Consider the following 13,597-nt stretch of genomic DNA (forward strand, 5'->3'; position numbering starts at 1 on the left):
GACACGCAGACCACGACGGTCACGGGCGTGGAGATGTTCCGCAAGCTGCTCGACCAGGGCCAGGCGGGCGACAACGTCGGCGTGCTGCTGCGCGGCACGAAGCGCGAGGACGTGGAGCGCGGCCAGGTCGTGTGCAAGCCGGGTTCGGTGAAGCCGCACGCCAAGTTCAAGGCCGAGGCCTACATCCTGACCAAGGAAGAGGGCGGCCGCCACACGCCGTTCTTCACCAACTACCGGCCGCAGTTCTACTTCCGCACCACCGACGTGACCGGGATCGTGACGCTGCCCGAGGGCACCGAGATGGTGATGCCGGGCGACAACGTGACCATGGACGTGGCGCTGATCGTGCCGGTGGCCATGGAGGAGAAGCTGCGCTTCGCCATCCGCGAGGGCGGCCGCACCGTCGGTGCCGGCGTCGTCGCCGCCATCAACGATTGAGCTCGAGCAAGCATCCTTAGCAGGGCGCGGCGGGGTCAAGGCCCCGCACACCCCGCCGTCCCTCTCAAGGTTCCAGGATCATGAACGGTCAGAACATCCGTATCCGCCTGAAGGCGTTCGATCACCGCATCCTCGATGCGTCGACCAAGGAGATCGTCTCCACGGCCCGGCGCACCGGCGCGACCATCCGGGGTCCGATCCCGCTCCCGACGCATATCGAGAAGTTCACCGTGAACCGCTCGCCGCACATCGACAAGAAGTCGCGCGAGCAGTTCGAGATGCGCACGCACAAGCGTGTGCTCGATATCGTCGATCCGACGCCGCAGACCGTGGACGCGCTGATGAAGCTCGACCTCGCCGCCGGCGTGGACGTGGAGATCAAGCTCTGAGTCCGCTGAGGACTTAGAGCTTACCGTTTCATCGCGCGAGGGAGAGAACCTATGCGCTCAGGCGTCATCGCACAGAAGGTCGGCATGACCCGCGTCTTTACGGACGCGGGGGAGCATGTCCCCGTCACCGTGCTCAAGATCGATCAGTGCCAGGTGGTGGCCCACCGCACCGTCGAGAAGAACGGCTACGTCGCGCTGCAGGTCGGCGTCGGCAAGGCCAAGGTCAAGAACGTGTCTCGCGCCGAGCGCGGCCGCTTCGCGGTCGCCAAGGTCGAGCCGAAGAAGAAGCTCGCCGAGTTCCGCGTGTCCGAGGACGCGCTGATCCCGGTCGGCGCCGAGATCACCGCGGACCACTTCATCCCCGGCCAGTTCGTGGATGTCACCGGCACCACGACCGGTAAGGGCTTCGCGGGCGGTATCAAGCGCTGGAACTTCGGCGGTCTGCGCGCCACCCACGGCGTGTCGATCTCGCACCGTTCGATCGGTTCGACCGGCGGCCGTCAGGATCCCGGCAAGACCTTCAAGAACAAGAAGATGCCGGGTCACCTCGGCGTCGAGCGGGTCACGACCCAGAACCTGCGCGTCGTGCGCACCGATCCCGAGCGTGGCCTCATCCTCGTCGAGGGTGCGGTTCCGGGCGTGGCCGGCGGCTGGATCCAGATCCGCGACGCGGTGAAGCGCAAGCTCCCCGCCGACGTTCCGCTGCCGGGCAAGTTCCGTGAGAACGGCGCGTCCGCCCCGGCTCCCGAGGCCGCTGCGGCTGAGGAGACCGCGTGATGAAGCTCGATATCAAAACCCTCGACGGTGCCGGTGCCGGCTCGGTCGAGCTCAACGAAGAGATCTTCGGGCTCGAGCCGCGCGCCGACCTGCTGCAGCGCATGGTCCGCTGGCAGCTCGCCAAGCGGCGCGCCGGTACCCATGCCGTGCAGAACCGCTCGGACGTGAACCGGACCCGCAAGAAGCTGTACAAGCAGAAGGGCACCGGCAACGCCCGTCACGGCGCGGCCTCGGCGCCGCAGTTCCGCGGCGGCGGCCGGGCCTTCGGCCCCGTGCCGCGTGACCACAGCCACGACCTGCCCAAGAAGGTCCGTGCGCTGGCTCTGCGTCATGCCCTGTCGGCCAAGGCCAAGGCCTCGACCCTGATCGTCGTCGACGACATCAAGATCGAGGATCACAAGACCAAGGGTCTCGTCGAGCGCTTCGGCAAGATGGGCCTCTCGAACGCGCTGATCATCGGCGGGGCCGAGGTCGACGTGAATTTCGGCCGGGCCGCCCGCGCCATCCCGCAGATCGACGTGCTGCCCGTGCAGGGCATCAACGTCTACGACATCCTGCGCCGCGACACGCTCGTCCTGACGAAGGCCGCCGTCGACGCGCTGGAGGAGCGTTTCAAATGAGTGCCGATCCGCGCCACTACGACATCGTCGTCTCCCCGGTCATCACCGAGAAGGCGACGAACCTGACCGAGCAGAACAAGGTCGTGTTCCGGGTCGCCCCCAAGGCGACCAAGCCTCAGATCAAGGAGGCCGTGGAGAAGCTGTTCGACGTCAAGGTCACGGCCGTGAACACCCTTGTCACCAAGGGAAAGAAGAAGATTTTCCGCGGCCTCCGCGGACAGCGCTCCGACGTGAAGAAGGCGATCGTGACCCTGGCCGAGGGCCACACGATCGACGTCACGACCGGGCTCTGAGGACGGGTTTTAGGGATCCAAGCCGATGGCCTTGAAGACATTCAAACCGGTCACGCCGAGCCTGCGCCAGCTCGTGCTCGTCGACCGCCGTGAGCTCTACAAGGGCAAGCCGGTGAAGGCGCTGACGGAGGGCAAGTCGTCCTCCGGCGGCCGGAACAACCTCGGCCGCATCACCGTCCGCTTCCGCGGCGGCGGCCACAAGCGCGTGCTGCGCAACGTCGACTTCAAGCGGCGCGAGCAGCTCGGCGTCGCCGCAACCGTGGAGCGGATCGAGTACGATCCGAACCGCACGGCGTTCATCGCGCTGATCAACTTCCCCGACGGGAAGCAGAGCTACATCCTGGCCCCGCAGCGTCTGCAGCCGGGCGACAAGGTGGTGGCCGGCGAGAGCGTCGACATCAAGCCGGGCAACGCTGCTCCGGTCGGCTCGATGCCGGTGGGCACGATCGTCCACAATGTCGAGCTGAAGATCGGCAAGGGCGGCGCGATCGCCCGCTCGGCCGGCAACTACGCGCAGATCGTGGGCCGCGACCAGGGCTACGTGACCCTGCGCCTGAACTCCGGCGAGCAGCGCCTGGTCCATGGCCAGTGCTTCGCCAGCGTCGGCGCGGTCTCGAACCCGGACCACATGAACATCTCGCTCGGCAAGGCCGGGCGCAACCGTTGGCTCGGCAAGCGCCCGCACAACCGCGGTGTGGCGATGAACCCGGTCGACCATCCGCACGGCGGCGGCGAGGGTCGCACCTCGGGCGGCCGCAACCCGGTCACGCCCTGGGGCGTGCCCACCAAGGGGAAGAAGACCCGGTCCAACAAGCGGACCGACGTGTTCATCCTGTCCAGCCGCCACAACCGCAAGAAGTAATCGCTATGGCACGCTCTCTCTGGAAGGGGCCGTTCGTCGACGGCTACCTCTTCAAGAAGGCCGAGGCGGCGCGGGGCTCCTCGCGTTCCGAGGTCATCAAGATCTGGAGCCGCCGCTCCACGATCCTTCCGCAGTTCGTCGGGCTCACCTTCGGTGTGCACAACGGGCAGAAGCACATCCCGGTCTACGTCACCGAGGAGATGGTCGGTCACAAGTTCGGCGAGTTCTCGCCGACCCGCACCTTCCCGGGCCACGCGGCCGACAAGAAGGCGAAGAGGCGCTGAGATGGGCAAGCAAGCCACCCCCCGCGCGCTCCCCGAGAACGAGGCGAAGGCCGTCGCGCGCATGCTGCGCGTCAGCCCGCAGAAGCTCAACCTCGTGGCGCAGATGATCCGCGGCAAGAAGGTCGACACGGCGCTCGCCGAGCTGCAGTTCTCGCGCAAGCGGATCTCCACCGAGGTCAAGAAGTGCCTCGAGAGCGCCATCGCCAACGCCGAGAACAACCACGACCTGGACGTGGACGACCTCGTCGTCTCCCAGGCCTTCGTGGGCAAGGCGCTGGTTCTCAAGCGTTTCCACGCCCGCGCCCGCGGCCGCGGTGCGCGCATCCTGAAGCCCTTCTCGAACCTCACCATCGTGGTTCGCGAAGTCCGCCAGGCCGAAGCGGCCTGAGGAGGATCTGATGGGCCAGAAAGTCAATCCGATCGGTCTCCGGCTCGGCATCAACCGGACCTGGGACTCCCGCTGGTTCGCCAACAAGGGCGACTATGCGAAGCTCATGCACGAGGACGTCGCGATCCGCGCCGCCCTCATGAAGCAGCTCAAGCAGGCGGCGGTCTCCAAGATCGTCATCGAGCGTCCGCACCGGAAGTGCCGCGTCACCATCCACTCGGGCCGTCCGGGCGTGGTGATCGGCAAGAAGGGCGCGGATATTGAGAAGCTGCGCAAGCTCGTCGGCACGATGACCAAGGCCGACGTGACCATCAACATCGTCGAGGTGCGCAAGCCCGAGATCGACGCCACCCTGGTGGCCGACTCGATCGCCCAGCAGCTCGAGCGCCGCGTCGCCTTCCGGCGCGCCATGAAGCGGGCCGTTCAGTCGGCCATGCGTCTCGGCGCCGAGGGCATCCGGATCAACTGCTCGGGTCGTCTCGGCGGCGCCGAGATCGCCCGCCAGGAATGGTACCGCGAGGGCCGGGTCCCGCTGCACACGCTGCGTGCGGACGTGGATTACGGCACGGCCACGGCGTTCACGACCTACGGCACCTGCGGCATCAAGGTGTGGGTGTTCAAGGGCGAGATCCTTGAGCACGATCCGATGGCTCAGGATAAGAAGGCCCAGGAAGAGGGCGGCCGCTCCGGCGGACGCCGTGAGCGCGATGGCGAGGGCGGCCGCGAGCGCGGACGCCGCGAGCGCGAGCACGCGTAAGGTAGGAAGCCATGCTGCAACCGAAAAAGACCCGCTTCCGCAAGCAGTTCAAGGGCCGCATCCACGGTGCGGCCAAGGGCGGCTTCGAGCTGAACTTCGGCCAGTTCGGCCTGAAGGCGGTGGAGCCCGAGCGCATCACCGCCCGCCAGATCGAGGCGGCCCGCCGCGCGATCACCCGCGAGATGAAGCGCCAGGGCCGCGTCTGGATCCGGGTGTTCCCGGATGTGCCGGTCTCGTCGAAGCCGACCGAGGTCCGCATGGGCTCCGGTAAGGGCGCCCCGGACTATTGGGCGGCCCGGGTCCATCCCGGCCGGATCATGTTCGAGGTCGACGGCGTTGCCGAGAACATCGCCAAGGAGGCGCTCCGCCTCGGCGCCGCGAAGCTTCCGATCCGCACGCGGGTCGTCCAGCGCATCGCCGACTGAACGGAGGATATCGTGAAGTCGACCCAGAGAGTGTCTGATCTCAAGGCCCTGTCGCCGGATCAGCTGAATGACGAGTTGATCAACCTCAAGAAGGAGCAGTTCAACCTGCGCTTCCAGGGGGCCACCGGTCAGCTCGAGAACGTCGCCCGCGTCCGTGAGGTCCGTCGCGACATCGCCCGTGTCCGGACGCTGCAGCGCGCGAAGACGCTGCAGGCGGCCAAGAGCTGATACGGGCCGCTAGGAGAACACCATGCCGAAGCGCATCCTGCAGGGCACCGTCGTTAGCGACAAGGGTCAGAAGACCATCGTGGTCAAGGTGGAGCGCCGCTTCACCCACCCGGTGATGAAGAAGACCGTCCGCCGCTCGAAGAACTACCACGCGCACGACGAGGCGAATGTCGCCAAGGTCGGGCAGACGGTGTTCATCGAGGAGTGCCGTCCCTTCTCGAAGACCAAGACCTGGAAGCTGGTCGAGGGCGACGCCGCCCAGGCCGAGGCCGGCGAGGCTGCCTGATCCTGGGATCCCGGCGGCTGCGGTCTCCGCATCCGCCTGATCCCGGCCCGCGACGCTGTGGGATGGCCCCCGAGACGGGTCCATTCCTGGGTCGCGGCATGACCGGTTCGACGAACGCCCGGACGCAATTCGACTCGCAAGAGCCGGATTCGTGCCGGGCTTCGTCGTTTCGGCATCCTGCGATCTGAATGCGTGTGCAGGTGCCGAGTGGCCGTCTCTGCCGGGACGGCCGATCGGCGCGGTCACGTGGCATCCGGGACGGGGGCTTGCCTGTTCGGCGGTGCCCCAACTCTGCGTCGAGGATCTCTGAGGCTGCGGCCGAGACGGGACGCCCGCTTCTTTCTATTCCGCTATCGGATCGGTGCCTCGGGCCCAAAACAAAACCCCATGGCGATCCTGGGATCGCCATGGGGCTCGGTCTTCAGGGATCGGGCGCCGGACTTGGTCCATCGCCCGGTCTTCGGATCAGGCTTCGCCTTCGTCGAGATCGTCGGCGGTCGGGGTCGCGTTCTCCAGGATTTTCTCGGCGACCAAGCCGGAATTCTGCCGGATGGAGCCCTCGATCTCGGCGGCGATCTTCGGGTTGTCGCGCAGGAAGCCCTTCGCGTTCTCGCGGCCCTGGCCGAGGCGCTGGCTGTTATACGAGAACCACGCGCCGGACTTCTCGACGATGCCGGCCTTCACGCCGAGGTCGATCAGCTCACCGACCTTCGACACGCCCTCGCCGAACATGATGTCGAACTCGACCTGCTTGAACGGCGGCGCGACCTTGTTCTTCACCACCTTGACGCGGACCTGGTTGCCGATCGCCTCGTCGCGATCCTTCAGGGTCGAGATGCGGCGGATGTCGAGGCGCACCGAGGCGTAGAACTTCAGGGCGTTGCCGCCCGTGGTGGTCTCGGGGCTGCCGTACATCACGCCGATCTTCATCCGGATCTGGTTGATGAAGATGACCATGCAGTTCGAGCGTGAGATCGAGCCGGTCAACTTGCGCAGGGCCTGGCTCATCAAACGGGCCTGAAGGCCCGGCTGGCTCTCGCCCATCTCGCCCTCGATCTCGGCGCGCGGGGTCAGCGCGGCCACCGAGTCGACCACCAGCACGTCGATGGCGCCGGAGCGCACCAGCGTGTCGGTGATCTCCAGGGCCTGCTCGCCCGTATCGGGCTGCGAGATCAGCAGGTCGTCGAGGTTGACGCCGAGCTTGCGGGCATAGACCGGATCGAGGGCGTGCTCGGCATCCACGAAGGCGCAGACGCCGCCCTTCTTCTGGGCCTCGGCGATGGTGTGGAGCGCCAGCGTCGTCTTGCCGGACGATTCGGGGCCGTAGATCTCGATCACCCGGCCGCGCGGGAGGCCGCCGACGCCGAGGGCGATGTCGAGGCCCAGCGATCCGGTCGAGACGGTCTCGACCTCCTGAACCTTGTCGTTCTTGCCGAGCCGCATGATCGAGCCCTTGCCGAAGGCGCGCTCGATCTGAGCCAGGGCGGCGTCAATGGCCTTGGACTTGTCCTTGTCCACGGGGGGCATGTCGACCACTTTCAATGCGGGCTGGGCCATCTGGCGGGCTCCTTATGAAGGGGTTGGACGCAGTTCACAACGCGCGTCCCCACCGCCTTCATGTACCTGTTTTGTTCTATTTCGACAAGGGCGGTACCGTGGGTTGTGCATAGCCTGCCGGCGCCACCGATGCGGTTCAGGGCGAACCGCGGCCTCCGGCGCACCGATCCGTCGGGGGCATGCCCGGGATCCGGTGCCGCACTCCGTTCAGGGTCTGAACACGGTGGGCGGCACCGGATGCCGGATTTCGCAGGGAAGGGCCGGGACGCTGCCATCGACGACGCCATCGACGCCGTTCAATCGGCCATCGTCTTCTTCACGGTCTCGACGAGCTGCTTCAGACTGAAGGGCTTCGGCAGGAAGTTGAAGGTCTCCCCCTCCGGCAGGTTCTTGCGGAAGGCGTCCTCGGCGTAGCCGGAGACGAAGATCACCTTCAGGTCGGGCTGATGCTTGCGCACCTCTCGCAGCAGGGTCGGGCCGTCCATCTCGGGCATGACGACGTCGGAGACGACGAGGTCGATCGGCTGGGTGCCCTCGCGGACGATCGCCAGGGCCTCGAGGCCGGAGGCCGCCTCCAGGACCGTGTAGCCGCGGGCCGAGAGGGCGCGACTGTTGACCGCCCGGACGGGATCCTCGTCCTCCACGAGCAGGATGGTGCCCTGCCCCGTATGATCCGCGGCGGGCTTGCGCGGCGCCGGCTTGTCGGCCGTGGCCGGAGCCGGTGCACTCCGCGGCGCGCCGGCATCGCCCGGCTCGGCAGCCGGCCGCGGCGACCCGGAGACCGGCGCGAGCGGCTCCGCGCGCGGGAGCGCCGGCACCGCAGTCGGGGCCGGAACCTCCTCCGGTTCGGCCACGGGCACATGCCGCGGCAGGTAGATGCGGAAGGCGGTCCCCTCCCCGATCGTCGACTGCACGTCGATGGTGCCGCCCGATTGCTTGACGATGCCGAACACCGTCGACAGGCCGAGTCCGGTGCCCTTGCCGATCTCCTTGGTGGTGAAGAACGGCTCGAAGATCTTCTCCATCAGCTCGGGGGGGATGCCCTGGCCGGTGTCGCGCACCTCGATCAGCACGTGGTCGCCGGCCGGCGCCCCGCCGCGTCCCTCCGCATCGGAGGCCGCCCCCGGATCCAAGACGTTCTCCGTCCGGATCATCAGCTTGCCGCCCTCCGGCATGGCGTCGCGGGCGTTGACCGCGAGATTGACGATCACCTGCTCGAACTGGTTGACGTCGGCCTTCACGGGCCAGACCTCGCGGCCGTGCTTCAGCTCCAGGGCGACCCGCTCGCCGAGCAGGCGCTTGAGCAGGAGAGTGAGTTCGGAGAGCGCCTCCCCGACATTCATCACCTCCGGACGCAGGGTCTGCCGCCGGGAGAACGCCAGGAGCTGGCGGACGAGGCCCGCCGCCCGGTTGGCGTTCTGCTTGATCTGCATGATGTCCTGGAAGGCCGGGTCGGTCGGCCGATGGCTCGCCAGCAGCAGGTCCGAGTACCCGATGATCGCCTGCAGCACGTTGTTGAAGTCGTGCGCGATGCCGCCCGCGAGCTGGCCGACCGCGTTCATCTTCTGGGCCTGGGCGACCTGCTGCTCCAGTTGCCGCTGCGCCGTCGTGTCGAGGGCGTACAGGATCACCCGCTCGGCCTCGTCGGTCTGCTGCCCCGGATCGCCGCCGTCGGCGGGGCTGAGCCAGACCCGGGCCGAGCGGCCGCCGGGCCCGGTCAGCTGGACCTCGATGGGTTCCGGATCGGTCCGACCGCTCGCCGCCCGGGCGAGCCCGGCCTCCAGGGCGGTCCGGTCGGCCACGGAATCGGCGACGTTCGGCTCGACCCGGGTCGCGCCGTCACCGTCGAAGGCGCCGTCATCGGCCTGGCGCGGCACCGTGCCGAACAGCCGGGTGAACGAGGCGTTGGCCCGGGCGATGCAGCCGGTCCGGTCGAGGGTCGCGATCGCGATCGGCGAGTTGTTGAGGAAGCGGGCGAGGCGCACCTCGGCGGCGCGCTGCGGCTCGTCGGTCTCGGCCCCGGCCGAGCGGTTGATCACGAAGGTCCGCGACGAGCCGGGCTTGCCGTCCTTGCCGAAGGCGACCCGGTGGTAGAGCCGCACCGGCAGGGTGTGGCCGTTGCGGCGGCGCAGGTCGAGGTCGAAGCGGTCGGTGCGGACCTCGCCCGGCAGGCCGGCGGTGCGCACGAGAACATCCGCCTCCGGGGCGATCTCGGTGAGATGCGGCCCGCCGGGGCCGACGCTGGCGAGATCGTAACCCAGCCAGGCGGCGAGCGTCGCGTTCATGTAGACGATGGCGCCGGCCGGATCGATCGACAGGAAGCCCGCCGGGGCGTGGTCGAGGTAGTCGATGGCGTGCTGGAGTTCCTGGAAGACGTTCTCCTGCCGCTCGCGCTCGGCGGTGATGTCGGCCACCGTCCAGAGCGAGGCCGCCCGGCGCGGACGCGCGAGGGGCCGCACCGAGACGCGGTACCACCCGAAGCCGCGCTCGCCGACCGTCGGCCCGAGGGGCGGCGACATCCGGACCTCCTCGGTATGGGCCCTGGCATCGCGCGAGGCCTGCGACAGGCGATAGACCGCCTCGGAGACCTCCGGAGAGCCGACGAGGATGCGCTCCACCGGCACGAGGTTCGAGAACGTGTCGCCGCTGGCGATCCGCAGATAGGCCTCGTTGGCGTAGATCAGCCGGCCCCCCTCCTCGACGACCAGCTTGCCGTCCGGGGAGGCGTCGACGATCCCCTTGGTGATGTCGTCCCGGGCCGCGCTGCCGCTGAGCTGGAGCGCCCCGATGGCGAGGGCGAACAGGAAGAACACGCCCGCCATGGCCAGCAGGGCCAGCAGCCAGACGATCAGCGACTGGGCCTGCTCGTTGGCCACGAAGGACAGGCCGATGGCGGCGCCGACCAGCAGCCCGGCGAGCACGAGGAGCAGGCCGACCCGGCCCGGCTGCTCCGACCGGTCGATCGAGCCGGTGCCCAGCAGGGCGGACGCCTGCGAGACCGGAGGCCCCGAATTCTGCGGGCCCGCGGCAGGCGCCGGAGGTCCAGTGACGTCGGCCATCGGCTTCATTCCAGAACAGTCACCCGGTTGGTCAGCCGGCCATATCAGGACATGCGGGGCGCGGCACCACTCTCGTCGCGACAAGCCTTGATACAACCTCGCGAAAAAAGGTGGAGGAAGCGTGGCTTTCCGTCGGCTCCGGCCCGCGGCATCGCGCGGTTGCTAGGCCGCCCGCCTCCGCAGGCGCAGCACGAACCCGATGACCTCCGCCACCGCGCGGTAGTGCTCGGCCGGGATCTCCCCGTCGATCTCCACAGTGGCGTGGAGCGCCCGGGCGAGGGGCGGATTCTCGATCACCGCGACGCCGTGCTCGGCCGCCACCGCGCGGATGCGCAGGGCCAGGGCGTCGACGCCCTTGGCGACGCAGATCGGCGCCGCCATGCCGGTCTCGTAGCGCAGCGCCACCGCGTAGTGGGTCGGGTTCGTCACCACCACGGTGGCGGTCGGTACCGCGGCCATCATGCGCTTCTTCACGCGGGCCATCCGCAACTGCCTCAGGCGGCCCTTGACCTCCGGGTTGCCCTCGGACTCCTTCATCTCCTGCTTGAGCTCTTCCTTCGACATCCGGTGACGCTTGCGCCAGCGGAACCGCGCGTAGAGGGCATCACCCAGGGTGATCGCGAGATGCATGCACAGCATGCCGGCGAGCAGCTTCAGGCTGAGGGTCAGGATCGCCGGCAGGGAGGCGGCCGGGTCCAGGCGGGCGAACACCTCCAGCCGGTCGCGGTCGTTCCACAGCAGCACCGCGCCGACGACGCCCACGGCGCCGATCTTGGCCAAGCCCTTGCCGAACTGGAACAGGGCCTCGACGCCGAGGAGCCGCTTCACGCCCGCCATCGGCGACAGGCGCGAGAATTTCGGCATCAGCGTCTCGGTGGAGAAGACCAGCGGGTGCTGCAGGAGTCCCGCGGCCAGTCCGGCCACGACGGCCAGACCCACCGGCACGGCCACCGCCTGGAGCCACAGCCACAGGCCGCGCGTCATGGCCGCCTTCATCGCCGTGGCGTCGTCCGGCAGGGCATGGGCGTTGGCGAGGTAGGCCTTGAGGCCGTGCAGGAGGTTCGTGGCGATGCTCGGGGCCGCGACCAGCAGGGTCAGGGTGAACGCCCCCAGCATCGCGAAGGTATTGATCTCGGTGCTGGTCGCGACGTCGCCGCGCTCGATGGCCTGATCGAGCCGCCGTTGGGACGGCTCCTCGGTCTTGTCCTCGTCGTCGGTATCGTCGGCCATCTCGCTTCGCTCTCAGCGCGGACGGGTGATCGGGGCGCGGGCGGTCCGGCCGCTCAGCGGCCGACGTAATCCCCGAGATACCGGCCCAGATCGTCCAGGAAGACGCCCATCATGACGCCGAGGCAGCCCATCAGCAGCAGCATGCCGATCAGCACCGAGGCCGGGACCGCCAGGAAGAACACCTGCAATTGCGGCATCAGCCGCGACAGCACCCCGAGACCCAGATTGAACAGGATCCCGAAGGCGATGAACGGGCCGGAGATCTGGACCGCCAGGGTGAAGCCCCGGGCCAGCGCCTTCGTGGCCAGCATCAGCGCGTCCGAGAAGGACGGCACGCCGTCGGGGGGCAGAACCTCGTAGCTGCGGGCCACGCCCTCGATGGCGAGATGATGCAGATCCGCGGCGAAGATCAGCGTGATCCCGAGCAGCGACAGGAAGTTGCCGATCGCCACCTGCTGGCCGCCCTGGTTCGGATCCACCGTCATGGCGTAGGACAGGCCGACCTGTGCCGCAATGATCACACCGGCGGTCTGAAGGGCCGCGAGGATCATGCGCACCGTCAGGCCGAGCACCAGCCCGATGATCGTCTCCCCGAACAGGAGCCCGATCAGCCGCGGGCCGGCCACGCCCTCGGTCCCGCCCAGCAGCGGACGCACGGTCGGGAACAGCACCAGTGCGGTGAGCAGCGCGAAGGCGAGGCGCAGGCGCGGCGGCACCGTCTGCTCGCCGATCCCCGGCATCAGCATGATCAGCGTGCCGATGCGCGCGAAGGTGATCAGGTAGGCCGAGGCGATGCCGGGCAGGAGCAGGTTCATCGCGGCCTCTATGGCACGCGTGGGCCGCGCCTGTCCCGGCCGGGACAGGCATCAGCCGCCGGCCGCGATGCGGGCGGCGATGCGGGTCATGTAGCCGGCCATGGCATCGCCGATGAAGGGCAGCATCAGCAGGAGCGCGGCGAATACCGCCACGATCTTGGGCACGTAGATCAGCGTCTGTTCCTGGATCTGGGTCAGGGCCTGGACCAGGGAGACCGCGAGCCCGACCGCCAGGGCGACCAGCATCAGGGGCCCGGCCACCTTGAGGAACACGAAGATGCCGTCGCGGGCGACGTCGAGGATGGCGAGGCCGGTCATGGGGATGCGATCTGTACGGAGGGCGCGGGCGGCGGGATCGGCGAGGGACCGGGCCGCCGTTCAGATCTGCATGCGCATGATCTCCTCGTAGGCGGAGATCATGCGGTCGCGCACCGCCACCATGGTCTGCAGGGCGGTCTCGCTCTCGGCCACCGCGGTGACCACGTCCACGACATTGGCCTTGCCGGCGGCGGCCGAGACGGCCTGCGTGTCGGCCCGCCGGCCGGCATCGCCGACGCTGTCCAGGGTCTGCCCGAGGAGCTGCATGAAGTCGCTGCCGGTCCCGGTCGTCGGCTGGACCCGGGGCGCGGGCCGGCCGCCGGCGAGGCCCTGAACGGCCGCGTAGGCACCCGCCGCGAAGTTGCTCGAAGCCATCGCCATGCGTCCTTGCTATGCGTCCTGCAGGCTCACTTCAGGATGCCGAGGGTCTGTGCCAGCATCTTGCGGGTGGCGCTGATCATGTTGAGGTTCGCCTCGTAGGAGCGCTGGGCCTCGCGCAGGTCCATGTTCTCGATCTGCGCATTGACGTTGGGCATCTGCACCACGCCCTGGGCGTCGGCTGCGGGATTGCCCGGCTCGTACTTCGTCCGGAAGGCCGACGGGTCGCGCCTGACGCGCCCGGCCTCGACGAGCCGGGCGCCGGTCTCGTCGTCGAGATGGCTGGTGAAGGTCGGGATCTTGCGCCGGTAGGGCTGCGCCCCGGCGGAGGCCGGCGCGGAATCGGCGTTGGCGATGTTCTCGGCGATGATGCGCATCCGGCCGGACTGGGCCTTGAGGCCCGCCGCCGCCACCGCCAGTGACTTGGTGAATTCCATGGCTCAGGCCCCTCCTGCTGCCGTGACCGTGCGGCCGTCGGCGCTCCCCCCTCGGT

General features: G+C 68.6%; 19 protein-coding genes. 12 read left to right on the forward strand and 7 right to left on the reverse strand.

The features are described 5' to 3' along the window. The 12 genes from BM396_RS14485 to rpsQ form a co-directional block, all read left to right on the forward strand. Positions 1-438: EF-Tu C-terminal domain-related protein (locus BM396_RS14485; RefSeq protein ID WP_244538878.1), on the forward strand; the 438-nt coding region annotated here is incomplete at its 5' end. An 80-nt stretch (positions 439-518) separates the two neighbouring features. Beyond that, on the forward strand, positions 519-827 hold the full coding sequence (rpsJ, locus tag BM396_RS14490) for a 30S ribosomal protein S10 (protein ID WP_043351245.1): 309 nt from the start codon (positions 519-521) through the stop codon (positions 825-827). A 51-nt stretch (positions 828-878) separates the two neighbouring features. Continuing rightward, a complete protein-coding gene (gene rplC, locus BM396_RS14495) occupies positions 879-1,604 on the forward strand; it encodes a 50S ribosomal protein L3 (RefSeq protein WP_043384879.1) in 726 nt (241 codons plus the stop codon). After that, complete coding sequence (gene rplD / locus BM396_RS14500) at positions 1,604-2,224, forward strand: 50S ribosomal protein L4 (RefSeq protein WP_043351248.1); 621 nt, start codon at positions 1,604-1,606, stop codon at positions 2,222-2,224. The genes rplC and rplD overlap by 1 nt, the downstream gene beginning before the upstream one ends. Then, the gene (locus BM396_RS14505) at positions 2,221-2,517 is read left to right on the forward strand and encodes a 50S ribosomal protein L23 (protein WP_012319188.1); all 297 of its coding nucleotides are present in this window, start codon (positions 2,221-2,223) and stop codon (positions 2,515-2,517) included. The genes rplD and BM396_RS14505 overlap by 4 nt, the downstream gene beginning before the upstream one ends. Positions 2,518-2,542: 25 nt before the next feature. After that, positions 2,543-3,379 (forward strand): 50S ribosomal protein L2, encoded by an 837-nt coding sequence (rplB, locus tag BM396_RS14510; RefSeq protein ID WP_020094256.1) that lies wholly within the window; start codon positions 2,543-2,545, stop codon positions 3,377-3,379. Positions 3,380-3,384: 5 nt separating this feature from the next. Continuing rightward, positions 3,385-3,663 (forward strand): 30S ribosomal protein S19, encoded by a 279-nt coding sequence (gene rpsS, locus BM396_RS14515; RefSeq protein ID WP_012319190.1) that lies wholly within the window; start codon positions 3,385-3,387, stop codon positions 3,661-3,663. Position 3,664: 1 nt separating this feature from the next. Continuing rightward, complete coding sequence (gene rplV / locus BM396_RS14520) at positions 3,665-4,051, forward strand: 50S ribosomal protein L22 (protein WP_012319191.1); 387 nt, start codon at positions 3,665-3,667, stop codon at positions 4,049-4,051. 10 nt (positions 4,052-4,061) lie between these two features. Beyond that, entirely contained in the window at positions 4,062-4,808 is a 747-nt protein-coding gene (gene rpsC, locus BM396_RS14525; protein WP_012319192.1) for a 30S ribosomal protein S3, read from the forward strand. A gap of 11 nt (positions 4,809-4,819) precedes the next feature. Beyond that, positions 4,820-5,233, forward strand: coding sequence for a 50S ribosomal protein L16 (gene rplP, locus BM396_RS14530; protein WP_043384884.1), 414 nt, complete (start codon positions 4,820-4,822; stop codon positions 5,231-5,233). 12 nt (positions 5,234-5,245) lie between these two features. Then, positions 5,246-5,461 (forward strand): 50S ribosomal protein L29, encoded by a 216-nt coding sequence (gene rpmC / locus BM396_RS14535; protein ID WP_043346669.1) that lies wholly within the window; start codon positions 5,246-5,248, stop codon positions 5,459-5,461. A gap of 22 nt (positions 5,462-5,483) precedes the next feature. Then, the gene (gene rpsQ / locus BM396_RS14540; RefSeq protein WP_043384887.1) at positions 5,484-5,747 is read left to right on the forward strand and encodes a 30S ribosomal protein S17; all 264 of its coding nucleotides are present in this window, start codon (positions 5,484-5,486) and stop codon (positions 5,745-5,747) included. 465 nt (positions 5,748-6,212) lie between these two features. Here rpsQ and recA read toward each other — a convergent pair whose 3' ends face one another. The 7 genes from recA to flgC form a co-directional block, all read right to left on the reverse strand. Further along, a complete protein-coding gene (gene recA, locus BM396_RS14545; protein ID WP_043384890.1) occupies positions 6,213-7,304 on the reverse strand; it encodes a recombinase RecA in 1,092 nt (363 codons plus the stop codon). 296 nt (positions 7,305-7,600) lie between these two features. Further along, positions 7,601-10,363, reverse strand: coding sequence for a cell cycle histidine kinase CckA (locus BM396_RS14550; RefSeq protein WP_081948714.1), 2,763 nt, complete (start codon positions 10,361-10,363; stop codon positions 7,601-7,603). Positions 10,364-10,525: 162 nt separating this feature from the next. Beyond that, positions 10,526-11,593 (reverse strand): flagellar biosynthesis protein FlhB, encoded by a 1,068-nt coding sequence (flhB, locus tag BM396_RS14555; protein WP_043384892.1) that lies wholly within the window; start codon positions 11,591-11,593, stop codon positions 10,526-10,528. 53 nt (positions 11,594-11,646) lie between these two features. After that, a complete protein-coding gene (gene fliR, locus BM396_RS14560) occupies positions 11,647-12,408 on the reverse strand; it encodes a flagellar biosynthetic protein FliR (protein ID WP_043351488.1) in 762 nt (253 codons plus the stop codon). Between the two features lie 51 nt (positions 12,409-12,459). Then, on the reverse strand, positions 12,460-12,726 hold the full coding sequence (gene fliQ, locus BM396_RS14565) for a flagellar biosynthesis protein FliQ (protein WP_043351489.1): 267 nt from the start codon (positions 12,724-12,726) through the stop codon (positions 12,460-12,462). 60 nt (positions 12,727-12,786) lie between these two features. After that, positions 12,787-13,101 (reverse strand): flagellar hook-basal body complex protein FliE, encoded by a 315-nt coding sequence (gene fliE / locus BM396_RS14570; RefSeq protein ID WP_043351496.1) that lies wholly within the window; start codon positions 13,099-13,101, stop codon positions 12,787-12,789. Between the two features lie 32 nt (positions 13,102-13,133). Then, entirely contained in the window at positions 13,134-13,541 is a 408-nt protein-coding gene (gene flgC, locus BM396_RS14575; protein ID WP_043351491.1) for a flagellar basal body rod protein FlgC, read from the reverse strand. Positions 13,542-13,597 lie beyond the last annotated feature (56 nt).

This window comes from Methylobacterium sp. UNCCL125, from assembly GCF_900116795.1.
GTDB classification, from domain to species: domain Bacteria; phylum Pseudomonadota; class Alphaproteobacteria; order Rhizobiales; family Beijerinckiaceae; genus Methylobacterium; species Methylobacterium fujisawaense.

Coding starts and splice junctions, on each gene's coding strand:
- rpsJ (WP_043351245.1), top strand. CDS start 519: ATGAACGGTCAGAACATCCGTATCCGCCTGAAGGCGTTCGATCACCGC.
- rplC (WP_043384879.1), top strand. CDS start 879: ATGCGCTCAGGCGTCATCGCACAGAAGGTCGGCATGACCCGCGTCTTT.
- rplD (WP_043351248.1), top strand. CDS start 1,604: ATGAAGCTCGATATCAAAACCCTCGACGGTGCCGGTGCCGGCTCGGTC.
- BM396_RS14505 (WP_012319188.1), top strand. CDS start 2,221: ATGAGTGCCGATCCGCGCCACTACGACATCGTCGTCTCCCCGGTCATC.
- rplB (WP_020094256.1), top strand. CDS start 2,543: ATGGCCTTGAAGACATTCAAACCGGTCACGCCGAGCCTGCGCCAGCTC.
- rpsS (WP_012319190.1), top strand. CDS start 3,385: ATGGCACGCTCTCTCTGGAAGGGGCCGTTCGTCGACGGCTACCTCTTC.
- rplV (WP_012319191.1), top strand. CDS start 3,665: ATGGGCAAGCAAGCCACCCCCCGCGCGCTCCCCGAGAACGAGGCGAAG.
- rpsC (WP_012319192.1), top strand. CDS start 4,062: ATGGGCCAGAAAGTCAATCCGATCGGTCTCCGGCTCGGCATCAACCGG.
- rplP (WP_043384884.1), top strand. CDS start 4,820: ATGCTGCAACCGAAAAAGACCCGCTTCCGCAAGCAGTTCAAGGGCCGC.
- rpsQ (WP_043384887.1), top strand. CDS start 5,484: ATGCCGAAGCGCATCCTGCAGGGCACCGTCGTTAGCGACAAGGGTCAG.
- recA (WP_043384890.1), bottom strand. CDS start 7,304: ATGGCCCAGCCCGCATTGAAAGTGGTCGACATGCCCCCCGTGGACAAG.
- BM396_RS14550 (WP_081948714.1), bottom strand. CDS start 10,363: ATGGCCGACGTCACTGGACCTCCGGCGCCTGCCGCGGGCCCGCAGAAT.
- flhB (WP_043384892.1), bottom strand. CDS start 11,593: ATGGCCGACGATACCGACGACGAGGACAAGACCGAGGAGCCGTCCCAA.
- fliR (WP_043351488.1), bottom strand. CDS start 12,408: ATGAACCTGCTCCTGCCCGGCATCGCCTCGGCCTACCTGATCACCTTC.
- fliQ (WP_043351489.1), bottom strand. CDS start 12,726: ATGACCGGCCTCGCCATCCTCGACGTCGCCCGCGACGGCATCTTCGTG.
- fliE (WP_043351496.1), bottom strand. CDS start 13,101: ATGGCTTCGAGCAACTTCGCGGCGGGTGCCTACGCGGCCGTTCAGGGC.
- flgC (WP_043351491.1), bottom strand. CDS start 13,541: ATGGAATTCACCAAGTCACTGGCGGTGGCGGCGGCGGGCCTCAAGGCC.